A 23,882-nucleotide genomic window follows, 5' to 3' on the forward strand; every position below is an offset into this window, starting at 1 on the left:
TTTTGTTGTCGTTAATGGTAAAGCGAAAAAGTTACCTCATACTTACTTTAAACCTAGATCTTCATCAAATCCGAGCATCATGTTCATATTTTGAATAGCAGCCCCTGAGGCCCCTTTTCCAAGATTATCGAATCTAGATAGTAGTAAGATTTCGTCTTTATTTCCAAAAACGAATAGATCTAAATAATTCGTATGATTGCATTCCAAGACATTAAAGAAACCGTCCTCAAGGTAGGCGTCCGACTCGTACGGCATTACACGGATAAATCGCTCATCTTTATAATAAGCGGCGAGTACCGCTTGAACTTCTTTAGCCGTTATTTGCTTTAGAAACATTTTTGGAAACAAAGGAATAGATAGTGCAAGACCTTGATAATAGCTCCCGACAATGGGAGTAAATAGGGGTGCGGAGTTTAACCCGGAATGCAGTTGCATTTCTGGAAGATGTTTGTGATTCAGACTTAGCGCATAGTGTCTTGGTGCAAACAGCTGATCGCTTTTTGAGTCCGAATAGGCAGATATAAGTTTTTTACCCCCGCCGCTGTATCCTGTAATCGAATAGCAAGTAGCAGGATAATCCTTCGGGATAATACCTTCAGCTACAAGAGGTCGAATAGCTAAAATAAAACCTGTCGCGTGGCATCCCGGGACGGATACTCTAGTTGAATTTTGGATGCTATTTCTTTGGTGTTTGTGCAATTCGGGTAGTCCGTACGTCCATTCAAGATTGGTTCTAAAAGCAGTGCTTGCATCGATGATTTTGGTCCTTTTGTTCCTTACCATCGAAACGGCTTCTTTCGAGGCCGAATCCGGGAGACAAAGGAATACTAGATCTGCTTCGTTGATTAATGAACTACGGGCATCCCTATCCTTTCGCGACTCGGAATCAATCTTGATTACTTCTACGTTCGAATTCTTGGATAAATAATCATGTATTTTTAAGCCTGTTGTACCGTCTTGCCCATCCACAAATATTTGATATCGCACATTCCCACCTCTTACCATTTTATTTATTGTGAATAATTATATATTTATCTGTATAATTATTCAATGTGTGATGCGCGAATTAACGCCTTGAGCTTGGTAAATTTAAGGTACGGGGTAGCTGCAGCATTTTTTCATGCTATAATTAGGCGTTTGCTCCGCAAAAGCGGAGCGCGGTTCGCAAACTCCCGCGTTAACAAAACTAGGAGGATGATTCATATGTTTAATCTCGGTTGGGGCGTGCTGTTCGTCCTGGTCAACTTTGCGCTGTTCTTGATCTGCTACAGGCTGTTCGGCAAGATGGGCTTGTACGCTTGGATCGCGGCGGCGGTCGTGCTGGCCAATATCCAGGTCGTCAAGACGATAGGCATGTTCGGGTTCGTCATGACGCTCGGCAATACGATGTACGGCACGATCTATCTTACGACGGACTTATTGAACGAGAAGTACGGGGAGAAGGAAGCGAAAAAAGCGGTATGGTTCGGGTTTTTCTTCTTGCTCATGTCGACGGCCATCATGCAGATGGTGCTCGTGTTCGAGCCTCAGGAGACGGATTTCGGGCAACCGGCGCTTCAGACGATATTCGGTTTGGCTCCGCGAATCGCGCTAGGAAGCTTGGCCGCTTATTTAATCAGCCAGTTCCTCGACGTTAAGCTGTTCAGCAGGCTCAAGGTGAAATATCCGACGAGAAGCCAGCTATGGATTCGCAACAACGGAAGCACGGGAGTAAGCCAACTGGTCGATACGCTCGTTTTCTGTTCGATCGCTTTTGCTGGGGAATATCCTTGGGACATTTGGTGGGAAATCGTCATCACCACCTACGTGCTTAAATTCATCATTTCGGTGTCATCGACTCCGATCATTTACTGGGCGAGAAACTTTAAATTCAAAACCGAATAGGATATATACTGCTTATCGGACCATAGAGAACCCCCAAGTCTGCCGACTTGGGGGTTTAGTTATGATATCGTTCAGCACCATTGACCGTCCCCGGGAATGAATACCCGATCCGCGAACGGAGTATCGGCCAGCTCGGCTCTTAGCTGCTCGCGCGACACAAGGCAATGATTGATCGAATCCATGTGGACGGCAACGACCTTAGCATCGACAGCGGCAGCGCAGACGGATTTGACGTGATCGGGGGTCATCGTTATCGGGTCGCCGACGGCGAACCGCGCGCCCCCGGCATTCACGACGACAACATCCGGTTGGTAGGTTGACAGAGCTTGAGCGACTTCTTCGCAATAGATCGTGTCCCCGGCGATGTATAACGTAGGTTCTCCGGCGGCTTGCAGTACGAAACCGGAAACGCGTCCCATCTTTTGTCCGATATCTCCTGTGCCGTGCCGTCCGCCCGTGAGATGGATGGTAATGCCTTCGAAGGCAACGGAGGAATGCACGGGCGAGGCACTATGGAAGCCGGATGCGATAATTGCGGACTCGTCCCCGGGTTGACATAAGATCGGCGTCGATGGTTGGATAAGGCTTTTCGCGGCGTCGTCCCAATGATCCGGGTGAAGATGGGTCAATAAGAGGAGATCGGGATGGGACAGCCGGTCCGGGTCGAACGGAAGGGAAACGAGCGGATTGTTCCTGGGGTTAGGGCTATTGGAAATCGGCGGGCTCGTCTCCTTTTCGCCGAACATCGGATCGATTAGAATGTTGGAGCCGTTATACTCCAGCCATAAGGTGGCGTGGCGAATCAATTGAAGTCTCATCGGAAAAACTCCTATCTTTATGAAATCGTCGTCTGATACAATTATAGGTAAAACAGGGTGCCGTTCGATACAAGGCGATGAAACGAAAAGACGCTTTTCCTTTTCGCGATGAAAGGAGTTTTCCGAATTTGCTTAACTTGTCCATAGACGAAACGGATTTGCGTATTTTGAAGCTCCTAAGCGAAAATGCCATGCGTTCGCATAAAGAAATCGGCGAGCTCGTCCATTTGACCGGGCAAGCGGTGGGAGCGAGAGTCCGCAAGCTAGAAGAGTCGGGCATTATCGAAGGCTATACCGTGCGGGTCGACAAGACGAGATTGGGATTGCCGCTAACGGCGATGGTGACGGTGTTCTTGAAATCGAGCGATGCCCATGAAGGTTTCCTATCGTTCGCGACCAACGACGAGAGAGTCGAGGAAATCCATCGGGTAAGCGGAGAAGGCTGTTATTGGCTTCGCTTGAAGGTCGAGAATCACGAGAGATTGACCGATTTTCTAGACGGGCTGCTCCGGTACGGCAACTATAAGCTCAGTCTGTCGATCGGGTTGCTGAAACGGGAATAAGCAGGAGACGAGCTATCCGAGATGCGATCTCGGGTAGTTTTTTTGATGATATGCAACCCGTTCGTATCGAGACGCATCTTAGGTTATAGGAGAGGGGGAGCCGATCTGGATCTCGTCCGCAGGCTAGCCGATAAAGATGAAACCGCGCTTAGGGAACTGATGGCGCAATATAGCGAAGAGTTGTTGCGAACAGCTTATTTGCTCGTCAAGGACAAGCAAACCGCGGAAGAAGCGGTTATGGATAGTTTCTTGCAGGCTTACAACAAGATCCTTCAGTTGAAGGAGCCGGATAAGCTTCGGGGATGGCTCCTCCGGATCGTCGTCAATCGATGCCGAATGAGGATGCGGACTTGGAGCTGGAGTCGGCTGCTTCCCTTCGCTCAAGTCGAGCCGAAGGAGCTGGAGCCGAGCCCGGAAGACCTGCTGTTAATGGAGTGGCGCAATGAGCGGCTGAGCGCGGCTATCCATAAGCTTGATTATATTTACCGGGAAGTTATTGCTTTGTACTACTACAACGGACTTAGCGTATTGGAGATCGCGGAACACATCGGAAGCAACGAAAATACCGTTAAAGCGAGATTGTCCAGAGGCCGTTCGAAGTTGAAACGAATGCTGGAGGAAGAGGGGGATGGAGATGAAGCGGGACATGGAGCGGGAGTTTATTAAGAACAGGCTGGATGAAGAACTGAGCGCTTTGCATTTTACGAAGGAAAACGAAGTGTTGCGCAGAACCCATCCCCGTTCTTGGAAAGAGCGGCTGACGGCATTGTGGAACAAGGAGATCGAAGTGCCTCTTTTTCCGCTTGGGGCGAGCATGGCCGTCATTTTAACCGTCATCACGTTAACCCAATTGCAGAGTTTCATGGATGCGGATGGCTCGTTAGAAGAGCAAAGACAGTTAATCGAAGCTGGAGGCAATACCTACTGGAAGGATGATTACGAGAAGGCGGTGGCATCGGTTGAAAGTGACCTTCAAAGTTAAACACCTCGTCTTGGGGGTGCTTGCGGCCGGAGCGATAGTTCTGCTGCTTCAATATGTCGTTATCCCGAAGCTTCAGGTGCACTATGCGGTGAAGGGGTATGAAGACGGGAATCCGGGCGGCAAAGACAGCCTGCTAACCGCCATCGACGAGTCCGCGTCAAGCGGCAAGAAGTGGGAGCTGATCCGCGAGTATATGATTGGAGACTCGATGAGCTCCCCGGCCCATAGTTTCGATGTATTCGTCGGATCGGGTTGGACGCAGAGCAGCCCGTTAGACAAGGAGAGCAGATTATGGAGTTGGGAGGATAAGCTCCCCTATCTGAAAGCCTATTTGGCCGAAGGTCCTGCGGATCACTACCTCGTTCGAGCGGCTAAGCAAATCGCCGACTACTACATTAGCGAAGACAAGGCGCGCGAAGCGCTGGAGGCGCTGGAATCGGTCGAGAAGCGGCTAAGCGGCGATTATTCGAATCAGGCGAGAGAGCTGAAGCTGGAACGGGCAAAAATCCATGCGAATCGCGAGGAATGGACGGAAGCCGAGAGGCTGCTCGATGATTTAGAGAGGACGAGGAGTTCCGGGAATATTGATTTTAACGGGGACATCGTGCAATTAAGAGCCCAACTGATGATAAGGCGAGGTGACGTTCGCAGCGCATTAGATAAAGTTAGCGGCGAATTGGCGGAGCTTCGGAAGTGGATAAAAGAAGAGAAAAAGAAGTTCCCCGACATGGGCGATTTCACGCCCGCCAAGCTAGAAGAGTTGACTTCGCTGAAGGCGCGGCTAGAGCATTCTCTGGAGCAACGGGTGAACGGTATGAGGAGTTCGACCGTGTCCGGGGTAGTCCGGAAGAGCGACGGCACGCCGATGGCGCGCGTAGGCGTCTTCTTGCGAAGCGAACAAGACGTCAATCACAGCATCACGGAAGGCGAGCCTTATCAATTGCTGACGGACGCTCAGGGGCATTATGAATTCAAGGGGGTTCTTCCCGGCAGCTATCAATTGTTCATCGGTCTGCTTTACGAGCAAATCGACGGATGGACATGGCCGACGATGAACGACGACTGGATCGACGTCAAGGAAGATCAGAGCTTGGCGGAGAATATCGTCCTTCGTCCGCTAATCGAGATTAAGTCTCCCATCAATCAGAAGACAATGACGGGCAGTGCCGTTAAGTTTCAATGGGAGCCTGTCGAAGGAGCGGCTACCTATAAGTTGTACGGGACATGGCCGAGCAAGAGCGGAACGACGAACGCCTTGATCGAGGAGAACATCGGGGATTCCCGCGCGGAGCTGCCCGTAGACGTTCTCTACGACGCCGCCGGCGGTATTTATATGAACGAGGTCGACGGACAATTCGTTCTGGATCCGGCTCAGTTGCTGGGGTTCGCGAATCCGGAAGCTCGATTCTCTTGGTACGTGGAAGCCTACGATCAAGAAGGCAGATTGCTTACGCGAAGCAACGGTTATCGGTTGAACGAGGATTCCATGGGGGCGTTGCCGTTTTTTTACTTGAAGTCCCGGACGTTAACCGACGAGGATCGGATCTTCCTTGACGGGAACATGGAGGAGGCTCTTATTGCCTACAAGAAAGCATTCGAGAACGATCGTCAGGACCGGCATAGTCTGCGCATGATCATTCGAATCTACGAGGGGCAAGCTTCGATAAACGGGCAGCGGACTTTGTCCGACGAGTCGGTGCCTTATCTGGAACGAATGGCGGAACTGGCTCCGTCGGGATACGTCTACAAGTTGTTCGATTATTACTATGAAAAGAAAAATTGGGAGAAAGTCGATTATTACTATGGAATGATGGCGCAGGAGGAAGGTTGGAGTAACAGCTACGTCCAATCCGTGTATGGAACTGCGTTAATGAAGCAGAGACGAATCGCGGAAGCGGCCGCGCAGCTTCGGGAGGGGATCTCTAAAGATCCGTCGCATCGGTTCGTCGGCCATTGCTTGGCGGTCGATATTTATTCGACGGGTTCGTTGGATTCGGCCGCGCGGTTGGCGGACAAATACCCGGAGCGGTCTCCGTTCGAGCAAGGAACTCCAAACTGGAGCAAGCTCGTTCGCGAACTCCGACAAGAGAGCCGAACTGTCGGGGCTAGTTATGCCGAAGAGATGAAACAAGCGTTGGGGCTGTATTTCGACGGAGATTCATCGGGGTTGGACAAATGGCTGTCTTCGACGGAACGGACGGCGATGAAAGCTTTCGTTAAGGCTTTGGAGACGGTGAATTAGCGGAGCCTCTCACCGTTAAAGCGGCGTGAAGTAAGATGATTCTCGAGAAGTAGCGGTGCTCAGCACCGCTACTTCTGATTGTGGCGGGATTCCGTGAGAAATAGCGGTGCTCAGCACCATTATTTCGGTGCGGGCCGGGATTCCGTGAGAAATAGCGGTGCTCAGCACCATTATTTCGGTGTGGGCCGGGATTCCGTGAGAAATAGCGGTGCTCAGCACCATTATTTCGGTGTGGGCCGGGATTCCGTGAGAATACGCGGTGCCTCAGCACCATTATTTCGGTGCGGGCCGGGATTCCGTGAGAAATAGCGGTGCTCAGCACCATTATTTCGGTGTGGGCCGGGATTCCGTGAGAAATAGCGGTGCTCAGCACCATTATTTCGGTGTGGGCCGGGATTCCGTGAGAAATAGCGGTGCTCAGCACCATTATTTCGGTGTGGGCCGGGATTCCGTGAGAAATAGCGGTGCTCAGCACCATTATTTCGGTGTGGGCCGGGATTCTGTGAGAAATAGCGGTGCTCAGCACCATTATTTCGATGTGGGCCGGGATTCCGTGAGAAATAACAGTGCTCAGCACCATTATTTCGGTGCGGGCGAAGGTCGAGACAGAATGCCAACGTAAATTATTGTTTCGTGACTAGACAAGGGCTCACGGCAACCTCATTTGATACTAATGAATGATTTATGTCACTATGAAATGGATTCCCTCGGTACATATAGACGCGGCAAAGTCGTTCCATTAGAATATGTCCAAGTTTCTAATATAAGGAGGGCGAGGAGAGGCGATGAACGATTTGCCGAACGATTGGCCGGTGTTGGAGGGACCTTTGGACGCGGCGCCCGAGGGGGTGCAGTTGGACTCCCGGCAATTGAATAAGCTGGATAATCACTTTAAGGGGTTGATCTCTCTTAACAAGATCCAAGCAGCCGGCTATCTCGTGGCCCGTCAGGGGAAAATCGTGGCATGGAGATCAATGGGCAAGCTCCATGGGACGACGAACGAGGGGGAACTGCGGCCGGATTCCCTGCGCAAGCTCTCTTCTATTACGAAGGCGTTCACTAGCGTCTCCATCGTCAAGTTGGTCGAGGACGGCAAGCTGTACCTCGATCAACCGGTGGCTACGATATTGGATGAGTTCGATAACGCGATGCATCGGAATATCACTCTGTTTCACTTGCTGACGCATACTTCCGGTATTATGCCGGTACCGGGGTACTTCAATGAGCCGTACCCGCGGGGATGGCGGGACGCCGGCGGAACGGATAATTGGATTACCAAAGCGCTGCAGGGTACGCTCGTATGCCAGCCAGGCGAAGCCTACAACTATTCCACAGTAGGTTTCGTCCTGCTCGGCGAGATCGTATCTCGAATTTCCGGCAAGAAGTATGAAGATTACGTCATCGACAATATTTTGCAGCCGCTCGGGATGAGCCGGACGTTCTTCGATGTGCCGGAGCAGCTTCATTCTGAAGTGTGCACGGTCGATCAAGGCGATGTCGCGGCGCTAAGCGAGCGTCGGGAAGGATCGTTAACGCCTCCTAGATCGGACAGCGGCTTGTATTCGACCTTGTACGATATGTGGAAGTTCGGACAGATGCTGCTGAACGGAGGAACCTATGAAGGAAGACGCATTCTCGGTAGAAAGTCCGTGGACCTGCTGACGAGGCGCCATTTGTTCAATGTTCCTGCCTATCACTGGGGGGGCCAGATCAAAGACAAAGGCCATGCCCTCGGATTCGACCTGGTTATCGATCCTCTCGTATACGAATCGCAGGGGACGTACCAATTAGAAGGCGGAGGAAGGTCCGGGCTGTTCGTCGATCCGTCCGAGAAGTTGGTCGTTACATTGTTCGTGCCTTCCGTCTATTCCTGGGTGCCCGAGTCGGTGCTGGGAACCAAACAAATCATATGGTCGAGTCTGGAGTGACGATGCGCGTTGGACTAGGCGACAAGGAATAGGACTTGATTTATTCCTATTCGCCTTCGTATTGGCGCCGCTTTGTTTCCGCTTCCGGGTTCCCCGCCAATGTGAGCAAATGCCTTGACTTCAAGCCGCGCCCCTTCTAAACTTGGAGTTCATAAGCGTAATTGCATCGGAGGGAACACTTTGGCTTCATTTGCCGGATCAAAAACGGCGGCTTCGAATGCAGGGACGAAAGCCGTCATGCCCGTACTTCTAGGGATCAGCTTGGTACATATGCTTAACGATTCGATGCAGGCCGTCGTGCCTGCCTTGTATCCGATATTGGAGGATTCGCTGGACTTGTCGCTGATGCAGGTCGGCTGGATCGGCTTCATGCTGAATATGACGTCTTCCGTCATGCAGCCCGTAGTCGGCGCGTTCTCGGACCGCCGTTCAATGCCTTCCATGCTGCCGATCGGGATGGGATTAAGCTTGATCGGCATGGTCGGAATCGCATTCGCCCCGCAGTTCTGGTATTTGCTGCTCGCGGTCGTATTCATCGGATTAGGGTCGGCGATCTTTCATCCCGAAGGCTCGAGAGTCGTCTATTTCGCGGCGGGGGGCAAGCGCGGCTTCGCCCAATCGGTCTATCAAGTCGGAGGAAATGCGGGAAGCTCCTTGGCGCCGCTAATGACGGCATTCATCTTCGTGCCGCTCGGACAGTTCGGCGCCATCTGGGGGACGTTATTCGCGGGGTTCGCGATCGCGGTTTTGCTTGGGTTGCTGCCTTGGTATAGGCGTAAGCTCGGGGAATGGGAAGCCGAAAGATCGAAAGCGGCTGCGGGCAAGTCCGGATCCACTCTCGTCGAGAGGATGAGTCACCCCCGGGTGAAATTCGCGATGGGGATGCTCGTATTCCTAGTGTTCGCCCGTTCTTGGTATCATACGGGGATTAGCAGCTTCTATCAATTTTTCCTAGTGGAGCAATATGGATTAACGACGTCGCAAGCGCAAATTCCGGTATTCCTGTTCCTCGCGGCCGGCGTGCTAGGCACTTATTTCGGAGGCGTTCTGGCGGATAAGCTCGGTTTGAAAAACATGATCGTATTCTCCATAGCGGGTGCGGCTCCGATTGCGCTGATTTTGCCGCATCTTCCGCTATTCTGGGTGTATCCGGTCATCGCCATTCTCGGTTTCGTCGTCTTGTCCGGGTTCTCCGTAAGCGTCGTATACGCGCAATTCCTTATGCCGGCCAACGTAGGAATGGCTTCGGGCTTGACGACCGGGTTAGCGTTCGGGATGGGGGCAATCGGAGCGGTTGCCTTAGGCAGAGCCGCGGACGTATTCGGATTATACGACGTCATGCTCGTGAGCAGTTTCTTCCCGTTAGTCGGGCTTTTCGCGTTAATGCTTCCGTCCGACCGGCAAAAAACATAAATGTCGGACCGCCCTGCAGGCAGCCTGATCGGCATGCCGCGGGGCGGTTATTTTTTGGGCATTCGCAAAGGGATGTTCTGGTCCTCCGACGAGCTGAAAGGGGATTGCAGCAACGCGTTCATCAAATCGAACGCGACATCCGCTTTCGATCGGCCGAGAACGATCGTCTTAGCTTGTTTGGGCACGAAGTCAGGGCATTCCGAAGTACAGGCGACGATGATATCCCCGGGATCCCGGTATTTCATGACCTGCAGAGCCAGAAACTCGTTCATCACGACGAGTGGTTTGTCGGCATGCCGATCGATAAAGGCACGGAGCTTATCCTCGTCTTTCGTAGCCGCGCATATGAGGGAATCGTCCAATCCGGAAGCGGATTGGATTTTTTGATGAAACAGCTTATTGGACGGCTGCTCGTGTATAAGGGCATAGGAGCGATCGCCCGGGAAGGCGACTTTCAATTCGGCGAACAGTTTTTGCAGATCCGGGTTTACTTTGCGAAACAACGGATCGTTAATCAAGCTATCGACCAGAACCAGGGGCGAGCCGTATTGAAGGTGGCTCGATATCGAATGGAACGACTGTTCGATGGCATCGATCAGGAAGACGCCGTCCAGCTTTCTCTCCACGATGATTTCTAAGCTTGGGTTCAGCGAATCGATCTGCGACACCAGGAGATGATAACCGTTTTCCCGGCATCTGCGCTCCAGTCGGTCGAGGAACGCGCCGTAGCTGATCGGCTTAGGAATGCGGGAATCGGGACTGCTAACGAACAACACGCCCAAGACGTTGGTTTTGCCAAGGGACAGCGCCTTGGCGGTCAGGTTTTGCACGTAATTCAGCTTGCTGGCCGCCGCGAAAACCCGCTGTTTCGTTTCTTCCGGAATCGTCTGCTTGCTTACGTTATTAAGCACGTAGCTTACCGTGGCCACGGAAACTCCGGCTTCTTTGGCCACGTCTCTTAAAGTCGTTTTTCTCATCGTTTGGAAACCGCCTCATTGGGATCGAAAGCTTAGCTAATCATAAATCCGGATTCGGAAAGATGTCAATCTGGCATGTTGACAGTAAGTTTATCATCCCCTATACTGAAATCACTTAACCGGTTAAGTTCATTTTCGGCTCGTTGTTATAACCGAGTAGAAGGGACTTATGAAATGGCTAATATCGATCAATCGCAAGTGGTTGTCTTACCCGGCGTACGCGCATCCCGGTTGGGGAATGAAAGAGATGTCTATGTCTATTTGCCCCCCGGTTACTACGCCGATCAGTCGAAGCGTTACCCGGTATTGTACATGCACGTCGGCCAGCACGTATTCGAGCCGCGAAAGCAATCGGGAGAATCGTGGGCCATGCATCGCGTCGCGGATCGCTTAATCTCGGAAGGCCTGATCAAGCCGATCATTATCGTGGCCGTGGAGCACAAGTACGAGGACGGAACCAGCGAGTACTTCCATGACCTGTGCGCCTACCCGATCCGTTGCGTCGGAGAGCAGTACGAGCATTTTCTTATCGAGGAGTTGAAACCGCTCATAGACCGGCGCTTCCAGACGCTGGCGAAAGCGGAGAACACCGCTTTGATGGGGTCCTCGGCCGCCGGAATCGCGACGTATAACATTGGGCTTCGCAATCCGAACGTATTCGGCATGCTGGGGATTTTATCGCCGTTCTTCATGCAAGTCGACCCTTACACGCTGAAGGAAACGCCGCAGTACCGGTTATACCCTCTGAATGCCGGGCAGAAAATTTGGCTGGATATCGGCGGAGCGGAAGGATTTTTTATGACTTCCCATGTAAAGAACGTAGCGGAAGAGATGTTAAAGGCGGGATGGAAACAGAGAGATGAATTGTATTATTTCCAGGACCAAGAAGCCGCGCACTCCGAATGGGATTGGAGCCGTCGGGCGCACATGCCGCTGCTTCACTTCTTCGGAGGCAAGGGAACCCCGGTCGAATTGGCGCTTGAAGGCCAGAATGTCGCGGGAGTGAACGGTCCGCCTGTCGCTCTTAACGCGGTCGTTACGCTAGACAACGGATTGCGATTCAGCGATCTGGAAGGCGACTATCGGTCAGAGCATCCCGATATTCTCGAGATCGCTCCGGACGGACGACTGCTTCCGAAGACGCCGGGGTCCGCGAATGTCATCTACCGATATGAAGGCCTTGAAACGGCTCGAGCGATTACGGTGGTAGAGCGGTTGTCCGAGACGGTAGAGGTCGAGCTTGAAATCCATGTTCCCGATTCAACGCCGGAGGATGCCGAGATTTATGCCACTTTCGGGGTGCCGAAGCTGGCAAAGGGACTGTACGGCGGCAAGATCAAGCTGCCGAGAGGCGTAACCTTCGATTTTCTGATTACGCGCGGTTACGAGAAAGAAGAAGTCGATCAAGATTACGGGCAGCTTCCGTACAGAAGGCTTGTCGCGGACAAGGATAAGAAAGTCAGCTATACGGTGAAAAATTGGATCGACTTGAGGCCGGAGCCGAGAGGAGGCAACCGAAAGAGATGATCGGACGTTCGCGTATCGACACGATTGCGGGATATCGATCGGAGTGCTTAAACAATGAACGGGACGTATTCGTTTATTTGCCTCCGGGTTACGATGAGCAACCGGATAAGAAGTATCCGGTCTTATACGTCCATGACGGTCAAAACGTGTTTCATGCCGCTTTTAACGGACAGACTTGGAACTTGCACAACGTGTGCGACCGATTGATAGCCGAGGGGCGCATCGAGGAAGTGATCGTCGTAGCCGTCTCCAATATGGGAATGGAGAGGAACAGCGAGTTTGCCCATAACGGACCGTTCGCGAGCGAGCTGGACTATCCTTGCCATGGAGAGTCGTACGAGCATTTTTTAATAGAAGAGCTGAAGCCCTACATCGATCGGACATACCGGACGAAAGGGGAAAGCTGCCACACGGCGCTCATGGGTTCGTCCAGGGGCGGACTCGTTACCTATCATATCGGTTTTCGCCGCTCCGACGTGTTCGGCAAGCTTGCCATCATTTCCCCGTATTTCGCCCAATACGACGAAGAGAAAATGACGCATCGGCCTATCGTGCAGCATTTCGTTAAGAAACGTCCGTTGAGGTTATGGATAGATACGGGCGGGTTGGAAGGGATGACCGTTCAGGTCGGTCACGTGAGGAGCATGGTTGAACATTTCGCCGGGCTCGGATACCGGTCCGGGGAAGATCTTATGTTCTGTTACGAGCCGGTCGCGGAGCATAACGAGGAGGCATGGGAGAAGAGGGTGCACGCCCCGCTGATCTATTTCTTCGGGGACATCGGCTCGCCCGTCTCGTCGGAATTGGCAGGAGGCGACGTAGCGGGAATAGAGGGAGCCGACAGCTGCGTTTATCCGTTAATTAACTATGAAAGCGGTTTAACGGTAGCGGACATGAACGCGCGCTATGTCGTTACGCCGGGCGACGCGGCTACGATCACCGCGGAAGGCTTGATCAAAGCCGCTAAAATCGGGGATTGCAAGATAGAGTATGTTCATCCTACATTATCTGTATCCAAATCTCTAACCATCGTTCCCGAATTGTCCGCGGAAGTTACGGTAGATCTCGAAGTCTGCGTTCCCGCGAACACTACGGCGGATGCTAGAGTGTATGCGGGCGTTGAACTCGATAGAGTCGGACCGCGAATCTATAGAAGAAGCTTTACGTTGCCGAGAAACACGGGATTCTCCTTCCACGTTTGCGAATACTCCGGTTTACGGGAAGCCGACGCGGAAGGGAAAGACGTTCCGAAGCGCCGGTTCGTCGCGAACGAGGATTTGAAGCTGCGCTATGAAGTAATGAGCTGGGTTAAAGGTCAAACCCTATAACGAACGGAGGAAATACGATGACAAACAAATCGTCGCGCAGCATGGCTAAATTATCGATGTTCGTCTTGGCATTATCGGTAGTCCTTACGACGGCATGCTCGAATGAAGCGGCCAGCCCGAATGCGGGAGAAAGCGCAACGGGTCAGAACGCAACGGGCCAGAGCGCAAACGGAGAAAGCAAGTTCGAATTGGAGTTCAAGAAGCTGGATACGGATCTTGCGCCGGAACCCGGGGCCAGCTTGTCGGTCTGGGAGAGCAAGGAAGCTCGCCCGTTCGTGGAAGCGATCATGAAAGAGTTCACGGAAATCTATGGCGTCGAAGTCAAAATGCAGGAGCTCGGAACGATGGATCAGATCGGGAAGTTCGAGCTGGACGGTCCGGCGGGGTTGGCCGCGGACGTCATCACGACATCCCAGGATCATCTCGGCAAAGCCGCTAGCGCGGGATTAATTCTGCCTAACGACGAGTTCGGGGACGTTACGCGCAGCGAGCACGAGGATGTGGCGATCGCCGCCGCTTCTTACAAAGATAAACTGTACGGCTATCCGATCAAGGTCATGACTTACGCGATGTTCTATAACAAGGATCTGATCAGCAAGCCTCCCGCGACGATCGAAGAGGTCGTCGAGTTCGCCAAGACGTTCAACGATCCGGACAACAACAAGTACGCCTTTATGTTCGACGCGCCTTTCTTTTATTTCAGCTATCCGTTCGTCGGATCCACCGGCGGATATATTTTCGGCAAAGACGGCACAGATCCCGCGGACATCGGATTGAACAACGAAGGCGCGCGGAAAGGGATGGAAGTATTCGCGGGACTCCGCAAGGAAATTCTTCCTATCTCCGCGGGCGATATCGCAAGCGATATCAAAACGACGCTGTTCAGCGAGGGCAGCGTAGCGATGAACGTCACCGGTTCGTGGTTTATCGATACGTTCCGGCAAGCGGGCGTCAACTTCGGAGTAGCTCCCATCCCGGCTGTCGGCGGCAAAGATTCCGTAACGCTGTCTCAAGTGAATTCATGGTATGTCAGCGCTTATAGCAAATATCCGAACGCGGCCAAGCTGTTCGCGCGATTCGCTTCCAACAAATCGGCGCAGCTGCTTAATTACGAGCTTACGGGCGCTGTGCCGACGCATAAGGAAGCGGCGCAAAATCCTATCATTCAAGCGGACGAGATTACGAGCGCGTTCTATAAGCAATTCAGCAACTCTCACCCTGCACCTTCCATTCCGGAAGTCGGCAGCATCTGGGTTCCGATGGACGCCGCCATGGTAGAAATCTGGGACGGCAAGGATATCCGGCAAGTATTGGACAGAGCGGTTCAGCAAATTCGGGATGCTATCGCGTTGAATGCCCAGCAGAAGGACAAACCGGCTGAGCCGGAATCGTCCAAGGCTCCATTCTGACTGGCCTATGAATACTAATTACCGGTTGGTTGCAGCTCTCTTGTCGGCAGGAGTACCGGGGACGGGACAATTGTATAACCGTCAATGGATAAAAGGGATTATCGTTCTTTCGCTAAGCGTCGTAGCCGTGTACTATTTCTCGTCCTCCCTGCCCGAAGCGATATGGGGGATCACCACGCTAGGGGACGTTCCGTCCCGATTGATCGAGGTCGACGGCAAGTCCCAGCACGTTCCCGGAGATCATTCGATTAATTTAATGATTCAAAGCTTGATCGTTTTATTCCTGTTCGCGCTCTATATTCTCGTCTACGTCAGCGCGATCAAGGATGCTTACCGGACGGGACGGCACCGGGATTCCGGCCGTTCGCCGGCAAGCTTCAAGCAGACGCTCAAGTACGTTCACGACTTCAAGTTCGCCCAGACGATGTTGATCTTGCCGGCGGCAGGCATATTGTTCCTGACGATATTGCCGATCGTGTTCATGATCCTGCTCGCTTTCACGAACTATGCCTCGCCCCACCACATCCCTCCCGGCAATCTGGTCGATTGGGTCGGACTCGACTCGTTCGCGCAGCTCTTCCGGTTAAAAAGCTGGAGCGGCACCTTCCTCGGCGTATTGGGATGGACGGTGATATGGGCCGTCATCGCGACCGTGACGACGTTCGTCGGCGGCTTGATCGTCGCCTTGGTGCTCTCGCAAAAAGAGATTTGGTTAAAAGGGACATGGAGGACGCTGATCATTATTCCTTATGCGATCCCTCAGATGATTTCCTTGCTGGCGATGAAGATGATGTTCAACGGCCAGTTCGGTCCCATTAACCAATATCTATCCTATTTCGGGCTGGGCAAGCTGCCATGGTTAACTGATCCTTATTGGGCCAAGTTTACGGTTATCGTCGTAAACATCTGGGTCGGAATGCCGCTGTCGTTCCTCCTCGTCAGCGGCGTGCTGTCGACGATCTCGACGGAGCTGTACGAAGCCGCGAAGGTGGAGGGCGCAGGGCGCTGGCAGCAGGGCAAGATGATCACGTTCCCGATCATTATGTTCGCGATCGCGCCGATTCTGATCATTCAGCTTGCGGGCAATTTCAACAACTTCAACGTCATTTATTTGCTGACGAACGGCGGTCCTTCCAATCCGGAATACCAGTTCGCCGGGCATACGGACTTGTTGATTACGTGGCTCTACAAGCTGACGTTGAACAACAACATCTACAATATCGCATCCGCGATAGGAATTATTCTCTTCCTTATCATCGCCGGATTTTCAATATTGAACTATCGGCAAACCCGGTCGTTCAAGGATGAGGAGATGATCCAATGAGCATGAAAGCTTCTACGAGAATCAGAGTCGCTGCCAGTTACCTCTTCCTGCTCATGGTCGTAGGCTGGAGCTTGTATCCCGCGGCTTGGGTCGTTCTCTCTTCCTTCAAGCCGGGGAAGTCGCTCTATAGCGAGACCTTTATCCCGAAGAGCTTGACGTTAAGCCACTATTCGGAACTGTTTCATTCGGACAGCTTAATGTTCACGACCTGGTATTTCAACACTTTCAAGGTTGCCGTATTCAGCATGCTGCTCAGCACGCTTCTGGTGACGTTGTCGGCTTATGCGCTGTCCCGTTTTAGGTTTCCGTGGAGAAAAGCTTCTCTTACCTTAATGCTCATTCTCGGAATGTTCCCCGGATTCATGAGCATGGTCGCGGTGTACATCCTGCTCATGCAGGTGGGACTGTTGAACACGCATACGGCGTTAGTGATCGTCTATTCGTTCGGAGCGGTTATTTTTAACCTGTTCGTCGCCAAAGGGTTTTTCGATACGTTGCCTAAGGGGCTCGAGGAAGCGGCGCGAATTGACGGAGCCAGCAATTTCCGGGTGTTCAGGAGCATTATGCTGCCCCTGTCCAAGCCGATGCTTGTATTCGTAGCGTTAACGACGTTCACCGGAGCATGGGTGGACTTTATATTCGCGAGCCTTGTTCTTCGTTCCAAAGAAAAATGGACGGTGGCGGTCGGGCTGTACGATATGGTCAATTCCTATCAGAACGCCTATTTCACATTGTTCGCGGCGGGTGCCGTCTTCATCGCCATTCCGATTACGCTCCTGTTCATGTATTTACAGCGTCACTTCGTCGACGGATTAACGGCTGGCGCCAACAAAGGCTAAGGGGGACGGAAGATGGAAAGCGAGATCGTGCCGCAACCGAATGCCTCTAACGCCATGCCGGCGGCAACGGGGATTGGCGCGGGTCAATCGTTAGTGCGCAATCGGACATTCATGTGGGTCTTATCCGGCAATACGATTTCCGTATTCGGCGATTGCTTTAACGGCATTGCGCTCAGCCTGTGGATTCTGCAAAAGACCGGGAGCGCCAAATCGATGGCGGCCGTCCTGATGACCCATATGATCTTAAGCCTGCTGTTCGGATCCGTAGCCGGAACGGTGGCCGACCGCATGGACCGCCGTAAGCTCATGCTGATCGCGGATGCGTCGCGATGCGTCATCGTGGCCGTTCTGGCCATCTTAGTCTTCTATGTCGACGTCCCTTTCCCGGCGGTCATCGCGATGGTTGCGCTGCTGGCGATAACGAGTTTATTCCAAGCTCCCGCGTTCCACGCTTCCATAAATCCGATCGTTGGGAAGGATAGGCAGCAACAAGCGACGGGTTGGATTCATCTGACGGACAATGTGGCTAGAATCTCGGGATTGGCTACGGCAGGCATTCTGATCTCGGCGTTCGGAGGGTTCGTCGCGCTTCTATGCAACTCCCTAGCCTACTTCCTGTCGATGTTGTGCGTATTGGCCGCGGGGAAATTTCCCGCGTACCGGAGCGCGGAATCAAAAAGCACGACGTTCGTCAACGATCTTAAGGAAGGGTTCCGCTTTATCGCGAGCAACGCCTTGGCTAAGGCGATCGTGGTGCTTCATCCATTGCTTATTCTGTTCTTCATGTCTTCCTTGACGATGGTTCAAGTCATGGCGGTGAAAGAGTGGCGAGCGGGGCCCGTCGCCTTCGGGTTTATCGAGCTTTGCATTCCGCTAGGGTATATGATCGGCGCGAGTTTGATCTTAAGCTTAGGCTCGCGGATCGGTCGCCGGGGAATATGGATATGCGCGGGACTGTTGCTGCTGGGGCCGATGTTCTATCTATTATCCGCCATGCGTACCGTATGGCCTGCGCTGCCGTTCGTATTAGGGTGCGGGCTGTTGTTCGCCTTCAGCACGATGCTCATACAGATCATTCTTCGTTCGGAGGTTAGCGTAGAGCTTCAGGGACGATTGTACGGAGCGATGGGGGCTTTGTCCGGAATTGCCCCGCCGTTAGGCTTAGCCGTTTTTTCCTCTCTCGCCGATCATTACGGAGCTTCATGGACGTTATCTCTCATCTCCGTGCTTTTCTTGGCGGTCGGCATAACGGTGACCGTTACGATGAAGCAAATTCGAACTTATTCGTGATCGGAACATTATGGGGGAGGAACGCGTCTAGGTCAATGAGGTGATGGTATGGGGAATTACCGCGGCAATTGTGCCGTCTTTTGTTCGGGCTTGATTTTGAGCTTGGTCTTGATCGCGGGGTGCTCCAACGGCTCGCGAGTTGCAGGGGGCGGAAGTGATACTCCGGTACCCGTAAATAGTGGAAATCAACCCCCTGCCTTGCAACTGGAAGCAAAGATTTCGGACGGCGGCGAGAACAAGGAACCGATTCGGCATAAAGAACAAGCGATTCTCGATCCTACCCTTCGGAAACAGTTAAAAGAAGAGAAAGATAAACGGAACAGACCCGTTAAGGGGCTATTGAATACCGTGATGGACACGGCGATGGAAGACGGGGAATTGCTTCTTACCTTTTCCTTGCGGAATGTGTCCGAGCGGGATTTAACAATCGAGTTCGGCTCGGGGCAGCAGTATGACTTCGCGGTTTACAATGCCCGGAAGGAAGAGGTTTACCGTTGGTCCGATTCCTACAGCTTTACCATGGCGCTCGTCGAGAAGGAGATCAAGAAAGGGGATCGGCTCGATTATGCGGAAAATTGGGACTTGAAAGATCGCGAAGGAAATCCGGTTCCGGACGGCGTCTATACGATTAAAGTGTCTATCGTGGCTCAAGTCGTTAATACAGAGGGCCGAGTAAATGCCGATGATTTTCTGGCCGAGTCGACGATCGATCTAGTTACGCCTAGGTGACGCCAAGGTGATCGTGGGCATGAAATGACTCTATAGTCGAAAAAAAGAGGGAATGTATCTCCTGTAGGAGGTACATTCCCTTACAATATATAATCATATACTTACATACAGTCTTGTTCTACTTCGATTCGATCGTTGCGGATCGTGACCGTGGAATGTCCCGAGACGTACTCGGTATAGCCGCATGCGATCGTTTCTTTGGAATTGCCGTCGGCGAAGACGAACTTCTGGTAGATGACTCCCTCTCCGTTCGAACGAAGCTTAGGCTTAATCGTAACGTTTGAGCCCGCCTCTATTTTATCCTCGTATAGGTGTTTTGAATTTCCCGTGCCCCCTGAGCGGATTCCGGTCTCTACGGAAATAATGGCATGTTCCGATTCGTTCGCTACCGTAACCGTAAAAGAGCGAAAAGGTTCTAACAAGTTTTTCGCCCACAGGACAAAGAAAGCGAGAAGAGTAACGATAAGGGCGGCGGCCATCAAAAGAAACAGCGGTTTACGTCCGGGAATTCTCATTACATATCCCTGCGAAGCGCGCGAAGGACGTCGATGCGCGTAGCGCGTTTAGCCGGACGCGATCCCGAGAGCAGCGCGACGCCGAGCGAAATCAAGCAAGCGATGATTGCCAAGTAAGGCGGAATCCAAGAGAATCGGAAGTCCGCGGGCACTTGCTCGTCCATGAATCCTTCGATGACCAGAGGCAATCCGAAATTGACGACCATCGAGATGATATAGGCGACGATCGTTCCGATAATAGCCCCGATGACTCCGATCATGCTGCTCTCGAGCAGGAAGATGCGCCGGATGGAGGAAGGATGCGCGCCGATCGCTTTCATGATGCCGATGTCTTGCGCCCGTTCGGTAACCGCCATCGTCATCGTATTGAATATACCGATGGAAGCGATAAGCACCGCGATGGTGCCGACGAACCCGAGTCCGATCTTCATGATGAGGAAAACCAGGTTGACCTGTTCCAGTTCATCCGCGATCGAATGGCTGTAATAGCCTTGCTTACGAATTTCCTCCGCGATGCCTTTCACGTGGTTCGCTCCGTCGGCGATCGCTTGAACCTCGTTATACTGGCGGGGATCCTGCAATCCGGGAGGTTCGAAGCCTTCCGGATTATTCTTATCGGGCAAGATACGGGCAGCTCCCCATTGCGTTTGGGTAAACCCTTCGATTTCGGCCAATAGCTCATTGCCGATGTAGACGTTCGAGTCCGTCTGCCATTCGCGGGACGGCTTCTCGCCGATGCCGACGATCGTAACGGGGATCGTCTTCTTCTGCTCCGTACCGTCATCCGCAAACTGCCGGACCTCTAAGTTCATTGTTTTGCCGAGCCAATCTTTGGCCGCTAGAGGTTCTGCGTTCGGCTCTTGGCCATCTTGCGTTCGCCGAATATGGTAACCGGCGACGACTTCGTTGTCCGACTGCGGCAGCCTGCCGGAGCTGAGCTTGAATCCGGCTAACGTCTCGGCTTCGAAATCGACGTTAATCGCCGCGTTGCTATTAACGGCGTTGCCATCGACAGACGGATTCAACGATTGCTGAATATAATTGCGGTACGTAACCGTTTTGACGTGGTCGACGGAACGAAGGTATTCGATGTTCTTCTCTCCGATAACCCGATCGACCGTGCTGTCGGATTCGATTCCGTAAATATCTATGGCCGTAACCATCCGATCGCCGACCATTTTGTCCACGATGCTCTTCTGCAAGCCGAAGCCGACCGAAGCCAAGACAATGAGGAAGGAGCAGCCCATGGCCGTCGCCAGCACCGTCATGAACAGCCGGGTTTTGTTTTTCTTCATGTTTTGCCGGACGAACCGGAACTGGTCAGTGAGTTTCATAAGCGAGCGTCCCTCCGTTTCCGTATGCGTTCAGCAAATGGCCGTCCTTCAGCGAGATGGTCCGATTGGCGATAGAGGCGACCTGGTCGTCGTGCGTGATGAGGACGAACGTCGTTCCGCGCTCTTGATTTAAGTGGCGGATGAGGGCGAGAAGCTGCCGTTCGTTATCGCTGTCCAGGCTGCCGGTAGGCTCGTCCGCAAGCACGATGGGCGGGTTCAGCATTAACGATCTCGCTACGGATACCCGTTGCTGTTGTCCCCCGGATAATTCCCCCGGATAGTGGCTGGCGTAATCGCTCATCCCGACTTGCTCCAACAACTCCAGCGTTCTTTTCCTGCGTTCGGTTGCTCCGATTCCCTTGAGCACGAGAGGCAGCTCGGCGTTCTCGAAGGCGGTCATGCTCGGAATCAGTTGAAAACTCTGGAACATAAAGCCTAAGTGGGCTAAGCGAAAATTCGCCCAATCCCCTTCGCTCAGGCCGGTCACGACTTGGCCCGCCACGCGTATCGTTCCGGACGTTGGGCGGATATAACCGGACATCAGGTTGAGCAACGTTGATTTCCCCGAGCCGCTTCGCCCGACGATAGCGACGATCTCGCCTTGCTTAACGTGAAGATCGATGTTGTGAAGCACGGGAACGACCCGTTCCTTGCCTTTTTTGCCAATGGCGAATTGATGGTTGACTTGAATCATTTCGATCATGAAAGATCCCTCCGTTCTTGTTTGATTATCAAGTACAATCCTTAATGCTTTGGAAACAACATCTGAAGAATTTCTTAAGATTGAGGTTCGCAGGTGAAAAAGAGGAGAACGATGCCTCGGAGTCGGCGGGAAGGAATTTGCGGGGCTAAGTCGAATTGATTTTTGATAACGTTTTCCATTAATAAGGGAGGCATGGGCCGGATGAAAAAAAGGGCGATCAAGATAGTCGCTTTAAGTATATTCGTGAGCGGGATTGCGGCGTTAGCGGGGTGTACGAACGGTTCGGAGCAGACGCGTACGGCTTCCCCGTCGGCTTCGAAGGCGTCCCCGCCATCCCCGACTGCCGCAGCCGGAGAGGCGCAATCTCCTGAGGGGGATGAGCCGGCAAGGAAATTGCGTATCCACCTGAATCAGGTCGGCTACTTGCCGGACGGACCTAAAGTCGTCGTGGTCGCCGCGGACGAGCCGTTCGGAGAGCTTAACATCAGCGTAACGGACCGTAAAAATCATTGGAACAACGTGTGGAAGGGAACGATTCCAGCGGCGCGGAAGGACGACATCTCCGGGGATTGGGTTTCTCAGGCGGATTTCGGAGAGCTGACCGCGGATGGGCGGTATGAAGTCGAAGTCGCAGGGAATGTGTCCGTTCCTTTTTTCATCCATACGGAAGTCTACAACGAATTATTTCTTAATGTAGCTCGTTCTTATAGGCTGCAACGGTCGGGAGAGCCGATCGACGATCCGCTCTTGGGGTTAAAGCTGCTTCCCGGGCATCTTCAAGATAAAGAAGCTACGCTGTTCTATAAGGATGAGCAAGGGCGTCAGCCCGTGATAGACGTGCACGGCGGTTGGTACGACGCAGGTGATTACGGCAAATATATCCCGGTAGCGGCGGTGACGGTCGCGCAGCTCCTGCTTGCTTACGAGCTTCGACCGGAGTTCTTCGCGGACAAGAAGTTTTTGCAAGATGCCGAGAAATCGGGATGGAAGCACGCGGCGGAAGCTCCGGACGCTCTCGCCGAAGTGAAGTTCGAGCTCGATTGGATGCTTAGGATGCAAAGGGAGGACGGGGCCGTCTACCACAAAGTGAGCGGAGGGGCATTCCCTGAATTTATTTTGCCGGCGGAGGATGTTCAGGATCGCACGGTATACGGGATGTCGACTTACGGAACGGCCATGTTCGCGGCGGCGACGGCGATGGCTGCGCGAATCTATGAACCGTTCGATTCTGCCTATGCGACGGAGTTGCTGAAGAGCTCCAAGAAGGCGCAGGCGTGGCTCGATAGTCATCCGGATGCTTACTTTCGCATGGATGAAGGACAGAATACGGGCTCCGGTCCGTATGACAAATCGACCGATCGCGAGGAGCGTTTCTGGGCGCTGGCAGAGTTGCTGAAGACGACGGAAGATGAAGGATATGCTGGTAAACTGACGAGCCGATATGCCGATTTGCTGGAAAGCCGTCCAACCTTCGTTAGCTGGAATAATACGCACCTTCTTGGGCAGTGGGCGATGGCAACCGCGTCTCGATCGCCCGAAGCGGCCAAGGACGCAACGGCTCGAGCCATCGTCGGGGCGGCGGATGAGATTTGCGCCCGGGTCGGCACGGACGCTTACCGCAGCGCGCTATTAAGCAAGGAGTATTCATGGGCATCGAACAAGAACGCGCTGGCGGAGGCGGAACTGATGTTGCTCGCGAACGAGCTCAAGCCGAGTGCGGATTATGAAGACGCGGCAGCCGACCAGCTTCATTTCGTGTTGGGCAGGAACGCGATGGGTATGAGCTACGTAACGGGAGCCGGCACGAGATATCCTCTTCATCCACATCACAGAATTTCGGCCGTGAGCGGAATTCCGGTACGGGGGCTGATAGTCGGCGGGCCGAATCAATATATGAACGATCCCGTTCTGGAGAAAATGACCGACCTTGGCCTTCCTCCCGCGAAGAGCTATATCGATGATGTACTCAGCTACGCGAGCAATGAGTACGCGATCGATTATAACGCTCCGTTGTTTTTCACCCTTGCTTTCCAAGAGTAGTTCTCGGCATATTCAGTTTGCTCGGCCTGATCGAAAG

Annotated in this window: 21 protein-coding genes and 1 riboswitch; of the genes, 15 read left to right on the forward strand and 6 right to left on the reverse strand. The window is 52.9% G+C overall.

Features of this window, described 5'->3' with window-relative positions; translation table 11 throughout:
* Positions 1-42 precede the first annotated feature (42 nt).
* Positions 43-987: an N-acetyl-gamma-glutamyl-phosphate reductase gene (argC, locus tag FPL14_RS19395; protein WP_182299325.1), complete on the reverse strand. Its 945-nt coding sequence runs from the start codon at positions 985-987 to the stop codon at positions 43-45.
* 164 nt (positions 988-1,151) lie between these two features.
* A riboswitch (PreQ1 riboswitch) is annotated at positions 1,152-1,196 on the forward strand.
* A 7-nt stretch (positions 1,197-1,203) separates the two neighbouring features.
* Between argC and FPL14_RS19400 the strand changes: the two genes are divergently transcribed.
* Positions 1,204-1,884 (forward strand): queuosine precursor transporter, encoded by a 681-nt coding sequence (locus FPL14_RS19400; protein ID WP_182299326.1) that lies wholly within the window; start codon positions 1,204-1,206, stop codon positions 1,882-1,884.
* A gap of 71 nt (positions 1,885-1,955) precedes the next feature.
* On the opposite strand, the gene FPL14_RS19405 is transcribed toward FPL14_RS19400, so the two are convergent.
* Positions 1,956-2,702 (reverse strand): MBL fold metallo-hydrolase, encoded by a 747-nt coding sequence (locus tag FPL14_RS19405; RefSeq protein ID WP_182299327.1) that lies wholly within the window; start codon positions 2,700-2,702, stop codon positions 1,956-1,958.
* A gap of 128 nt (positions 2,703-2,830) precedes the next feature.
* Here FPL14_RS19405 and FPL14_RS19410 point away from each other — a divergent pair, with 128 nt between their 5' ends.
* The 6 genes from FPL14_RS19410 (at position 2,831) to FPL14_RS19435 (ending at position 9,830) form a co-directional block, all read left to right on the forward strand.
* Positions 2,831-3,265 (forward strand): Lrp/AsnC family transcriptional regulator, encoded by a 435-nt coding sequence (locus FPL14_RS19410; RefSeq protein ID WP_267875380.1) that lies wholly within the window; start codon positions 2,831-2,833, stop codon positions 3,263-3,265.
* Positions 3,266-3,310: 45 nt separating this feature from the next.
* Positions 3,311-3,931: an RNA polymerase sigma factor gene (locus tag FPL14_RS19415; RefSeq protein ID WP_229263583.1), complete on the forward strand. Its 621-nt coding sequence runs from the start codon at positions 3,311-3,313 to the stop codon at positions 3,929-3,931.
* Positions 3,894-4,247, forward strand: coding sequence for a hypothetical protein (locus tag FPL14_RS19420; RefSeq protein WP_182299329.1), 354 nt, complete (start codon positions 3,894-3,896; stop codon positions 4,245-4,247). The genes FPL14_RS19415 and FPL14_RS19420 overlap by 38 nt, the downstream gene beginning before the upstream one ends.
* Complete coding sequence (locus FPL14_RS19425) at positions 4,225-6,489, forward strand: carboxypeptidase-like regulatory domain-containing protein (protein WP_182299330.1); 2,265 nt, start codon at positions 4,225-4,227, stop codon at positions 6,487-6,489. Before FPL14_RS19420 ends, FPL14_RS19425 begins: the two co-directional genes overlap by 23 nt.
* Positions 6,490-7,274: 785 nt before the next feature.
* Positions 7,275-8,417, forward strand: coding sequence for a serine hydrolase domain-containing protein (locus FPL14_RS19430; RefSeq protein ID WP_182299331.1), 1,143 nt, complete (start codon positions 7,275-7,277; stop codon positions 8,415-8,417).
* Positions 8,418-8,654: 237 nt separating this feature from the next.
* Positions 8,655-9,830, forward strand: coding sequence for an MFS transporter (locus FPL14_RS19435; protein WP_182304063.1), 1,176 nt, complete (start codon positions 8,655-8,657; stop codon positions 9,828-9,830).
* Between the two features lie 47 nt (positions 9,831-9,877).
* Here the strand turns inward: FPL14_RS19435 and FPL14_RS19440 are convergent, their stop codons facing one another.
* Positions 9,878-10,807, reverse strand: coding sequence for a LacI family DNA-binding transcriptional regulator (locus FPL14_RS19440; RefSeq protein WP_182299332.1), 930 nt, complete (start codon positions 10,805-10,807; stop codon positions 9,878-9,880).
* Positions 10,808-10,981: 174 nt separating this feature from the next.
* Here FPL14_RS19440 and FPL14_RS19445 point away from each other — a divergent pair, with 174 nt between their 5' ends.
* Genes FPL14_RS19445 through FPL14_RS19475 form a run of 7 tightly spaced genes read left to right on the forward strand, consistent with a single transcriptional unit; the run spans position 10,982 to position 19,253 of the window.
* A complete protein-coding gene (locus tag FPL14_RS19445) occupies positions 10,982-12,334 on the forward strand; it encodes an alpha/beta hydrolase (protein WP_182299333.1) in 1,353 nt (450 codons plus the stop codon).
* Positions 12,331-13,662: an alpha/beta hydrolase gene (locus FPL14_RS19450; RefSeq protein WP_182299334.1), complete on the forward strand. Its 1,332-nt coding sequence runs from the start codon at positions 12,331-12,333 to the stop codon at positions 13,660-13,662. The genes FPL14_RS19445 and FPL14_RS19450 overlap by 4 nt, the downstream gene beginning before the upstream one ends.
* A 17-nt stretch (positions 13,663-13,679) precedes the next feature.
* A complete protein-coding gene (locus FPL14_RS19455) occupies positions 13,680-15,071 on the forward strand; it encodes a sugar ABC transporter substrate-binding protein (RefSeq protein WP_229263584.1) in 1,392 nt (463 codons plus the stop codon).
* A 7-nt stretch (positions 15,072-15,078) separates the two neighbouring features.
* Complete coding sequence (locus FPL14_RS19460; protein ID WP_182299335.1) at positions 15,079-16,395, forward strand: sugar ABC transporter permease; 1,317 nt, start codon at positions 15,079-15,081, stop codon at positions 16,393-16,395.
* On the forward strand, positions 16,392-17,234 hold the full coding sequence (locus tag FPL14_RS19465) for a sugar ABC transporter permease (protein WP_229263585.1): 843 nt from the start codon (positions 16,392-16,394) through the stop codon (positions 17,232-17,234). Before FPL14_RS19460 ends, FPL14_RS19465 begins: the two co-directional genes overlap by 4 nt.
* Before the next feature lie 12 nt (positions 17,235-17,246).
* Positions 17,247-18,524, forward strand: a complete 1,278-nt coding sequence (locus tag FPL14_RS19470; protein WP_229263586.1) for an MFS transporter — start codon at positions 17,247-17,249, stop codon at positions 18,522-18,524.
* Between the two features lie 48 nt (positions 18,525-18,572).
* On the forward strand, positions 18,573-19,253 hold the full coding sequence (locus FPL14_RS19475; RefSeq protein ID WP_182299336.1) for a BsuPI-related putative proteinase inhibitor: 681 nt from the start codon (positions 18,573-18,575) through the stop codon (positions 19,251-19,253).
* A gap of 101 nt (positions 19,254-19,354) precedes the next feature.
* Here the strand turns inward: FPL14_RS19475 and FPL14_RS19480 are convergent, their stop codons facing one another.
* From FPL14_RS19480 to FPL14_RS19490, 3 genes are read right to left on the reverse strand one after another with little or no spacing between them, the layout of a single operon-like run.
* A complete protein-coding gene (locus tag FPL14_RS19480) occupies positions 19,355-19,768 on the reverse strand; it encodes a hypothetical protein (RefSeq protein ID WP_182299337.1) in 414 nt (137 codons plus the stop codon).
* Positions 19,768-21,102 carry an ABC transporter permease gene (locus FPL14_RS19485; protein ID WP_182299338.1) on the reverse strand — a complete coding sequence of 445 codons (1,335 nt, stop codon included), beginning with the start codon at positions 21,100-21,102 and terminating at the stop codon, positions 19,768-19,770. Before FPL14_RS19485 ends, FPL14_RS19480 begins: the two co-directional genes overlap by 1 nt.
* The gene (locus FPL14_RS19490) at positions 21,089-21,805 is read right to left on the reverse strand and encodes an ABC transporter ATP-binding protein (RefSeq protein ID WP_182299339.1); all 717 of its coding nucleotides are present in this window, start codon (positions 21,803-21,805) and stop codon (positions 21,089-21,091) included. Before FPL14_RS19490 ends, FPL14_RS19485 begins: the two co-directional genes overlap by 14 nt.
* 201 nt (positions 21,806-22,006) lie before the next feature.
* On the opposite strand from FPL14_RS19490, the gene FPL14_RS19495 reads away from it, so the two are divergent.
* The gene (locus FPL14_RS19495; RefSeq protein ID WP_182299340.1) at positions 22,007-23,845 is read left to right on the forward strand and encodes a glycoside hydrolase family 9 protein; all 1,839 of its coding nucleotides are present in this window, start codon (positions 22,007-22,009) and stop codon (positions 23,843-23,845) included.
* The last annotated feature ends 37 nt before the right edge of the window (positions 23,846-23,882 follow it).

Source organism: Cohnella cholangitidis, assembly GCF_014107495.1.
In the GTDB taxonomy this organism is placed as follows: Bacteria; Bacillota; Bacilli; order Paenibacillales; family Paenibacillaceae; genus Cohnella; species Cohnella cholangitidis.

Coding starts and splice junctions, on each gene's coding strand:
- FPL14_RS19445 (WP_182299333.1), top strand. CDS start 10,982: ATGGCTAATATCGATCAATCGCAAGTGGTTGTCTTACCCGGCGTACGC.
- FPL14_RS19465 (WP_229263585.1), top strand. CDS start 16,392: ATGAGCATGAAAGCTTCTACGAGAATCAGAGTCGCTGCCAGTTACCTC.
- FPL14_RS19400 (WP_182299326.1), top strand. CDS start 1,204: ATGTTTAATCTCGGTTGGGGCGTGCTGTTCGTCCTGGTCAACTTTGCG.
- FPL14_RS19430 (WP_182299331.1), top strand. CDS start 7,275: ATGAACGATTTGCCGAACGATTGGCCGGTGTTGGAGGGACCTTTGGAC.
- FPL14_RS19450 (WP_182299334.1), top strand. CDS start 12,331: ATGATCGGACGTTCGCGTATCGACACGATTGCGGGATATCGATCGGAG.
- FPL14_RS19490 (WP_182299339.1), bottom strand. CDS start 21,805: ATGATCGAAATGATTCAAGTCAACCATCAATTCGCCATTGGCAAAAAA.
- FPL14_RS19455 (WP_229263584.1), top strand. CDS start 13,680: ATGACAAACAAATCGTCGCGCAGCATGGCTAAATTATCGATGTTCGTC.
- FPL14_RS19420 (WP_182299329.1), top strand. CDS start 3,894: ATGGAGATGAAGCGGGACATGGAGCGGGAGTTTATTAAGAACAGGCTG.
- FPL14_RS19480 (WP_182299337.1), bottom strand. CDS start 19,768: ATGAGAATTCCCGGACGTAAACCGCTGTTTCTTTTGATGGCCGCCGCC.
- FPL14_RS19440 (WP_182299332.1), bottom strand. CDS start 10,807: ATGAGAAAAACGACTTTAAGAGACGTGGCCAAAGAAGCCGGAGTTTCC.
- FPL14_RS19495 (WP_182299340.1), top strand. CDS start 22,007: ATGAAAAAAAGGGCGATCAAGATAGTCGCTTTAAGTATATTCGTGAGC.
- FPL14_RS19470 (WP_229263586.1), top strand. CDS start 17,247: ATGGAAAGCGAGATCGTGCCGCAACCGAATGCCTCTAACGCCATGCCG.
- FPL14_RS19415 (WP_229263583.1), top strand. CDS start 3,311: ATGATATGCAACCCGTTCGTATCGAGACGCATCTTAGGTTATAGGAGA.
- FPL14_RS19435 (WP_182304063.1), top strand. CDS start 8,655: ATGCCCGTACTTCTAGGGATCAGCTTGGTACATATGCTTAACGATTCG.
- FPL14_RS19460 (WP_182299335.1), top strand. CDS start 15,079: ATGAATACTAATTACCGGTTGGTTGCAGCTCTCTTGTCGGCAGGAGTA.
- FPL14_RS19475 (WP_182299336.1), top strand. CDS start 18,573: ATGGGGAATTACCGCGGCAATTGTGCCGTCTTTTGTTCGGGCTTGATT.
- FPL14_RS19485 (WP_182299338.1), bottom strand. CDS start 21,102: ATGAAACTCACTGACCAGTTCCGGTTCGTCCGGCAAAACATGAAGAAA.
- FPL14_RS19405 (WP_182299327.1), bottom strand. CDS start 2,702: ATGAGACTTCAATTGATTCGCCACGCCACCTTATGGCTGGAGTATAAC.